Source organism: Streptomyces sp. A18, from assembly GCF_059026065.1.
Genome location: NZ_JBWLKL010000116.1, coordinates 1 through 1,472 on the forward strand (window position 1 = coordinate 1; position 1,472 = coordinate 1,472).

The window sequence follows — 1,472 nt, forward strand, 5'->3', positions numbered from 1 at the left end:
TGCCGGCCGTTGAAGGCCCGGAGGTCGAGTTCGGTGGGTTGTGCGAACCGCGAGAAGTTGTGCACGCACAGTACGAGGTCGTCTTTGTGCTCCCGCAGGAAGGCCAGGACGGCGGGGTTGGAGGATGCGAGTTCGGTGTAGGAGCCGAGGCCGAAGGCGGGGTTCTGCTTGCGGATTTCGATCATCCGGCGTGTCCAGTGCAGGAGTGAGGAGGGGGATGACATGGAGGCTTCGACGTTGGTGACCTGGTAGCCGTAGACGGGGTCCATGATGGTGGGGAGGTAGAGGCGGCCGGGGTCGCAGGAGGAGAAGCCGGCGTTGCGGTCGGGTGTCCATTGCATGGGGGTGCGCACGGCGTCGCGGTCGCCGAGCCAGATGTTGTCGCCCATGCCGATCTCGTCGCCGTAGTAGAGGATCGGTGAGCCGGGCAGGGAGAGCAGGAGTGCGGTGAAGAGTTCGATCTGGTTGCGGTCGTTGTCCAGGAGGGTGGCCAGGCGGCGGCGGATGCCGATGTTGGCGCGCATGCGGGGGTCTTTGGCGTATTCCGCGTACATGTAGTCGCGTTCTTCGTCGGTGACCATTTCGAGGGTGAGCTCGTCGTGGTTGCGCAGGAAGATGCCCCATTGGCAGCCGGAGGGGATGGCGGGGGTTTTGGCGAGGATTTCGGAGACGGGGTAGCGCGATTCGCGGCGGACGGCCATGAAGATGCGGGGCATGACGGGGAAGTGGAAGGCCATGTGGCATTCGTCGCCGCCGTCCTTGAAGTCGCCGAAGTAGTCGACGACGTCTTCGGGCCATTGGTTGGCTTCGGCGAGCAGGACGGTGTCGGGGTAGTGGGCGTCGATCTCGGCACGGACGCGTTTGAGCAGGCCGTGGGAGCGGGGGAGGTTTTCGCAGTTGGTGCCCTCTTCGGCGAAGAGGTAGGGCACGGCGTCCAGGCGGAAGCCGTCGATGCCCAGGTCGAGCCAGAATCGCAGGGCGGAGATGATCTCTTCCTGGACGGCGGGGTTCTCGTAGTTGAGGTCGGGCTGGTGGGAGAAGAAGCGGTGCCAGAAGTACTGCTTGCGTACCGGGTCGAAGGTCCAGTTGGAGGCTTCGGTGTCGACGAAGATGATGCGGGCGTCCTGGTACTGCTTGTCGTCGTCGGCCCAGACGTAGTAGTCGCCGTAGGGGCCGTCGGGGTCGGTGCGTGACTGCTCGAACCACGGGTGCTGATCGCTGGTGTGGTTCATCACGAAGTCGATGATCACGCGCATGCCGCGCTGGTGCGCGGAGTCCACGAATTCCACGAAGTCGGCGAGATCACCGAACTCGGGCAGGACAGCCGTGTAGTCCGAGACGTCGTAACCGCCGTCCCGCAACGGCGACTTGAAGAACGGCGGCAGCCAGAGGCAGTCCACGCCGAGCCACTGCAGATAGTCCAGCTTGGCGGTGATGCCCTTGAGATCGCCGATGCCGTCGCCGTTGCTGTC

1 protein-coding gene is annotated in these 1,472 nt (G+C 64.4%); it reads right to left on the reverse strand.

The window, feature by feature from the left end; genetic code table 11:
- Positions 1 to 1,472, reverse strand: a 1,472-nt coding sequence (treS, locus tag AC5P1C_RS43685; RefSeq protein ID WP_493871576.1) for a maltose alpha-D-glucosyltransferase, incomplete at both ends; no start/stop codon positions are given.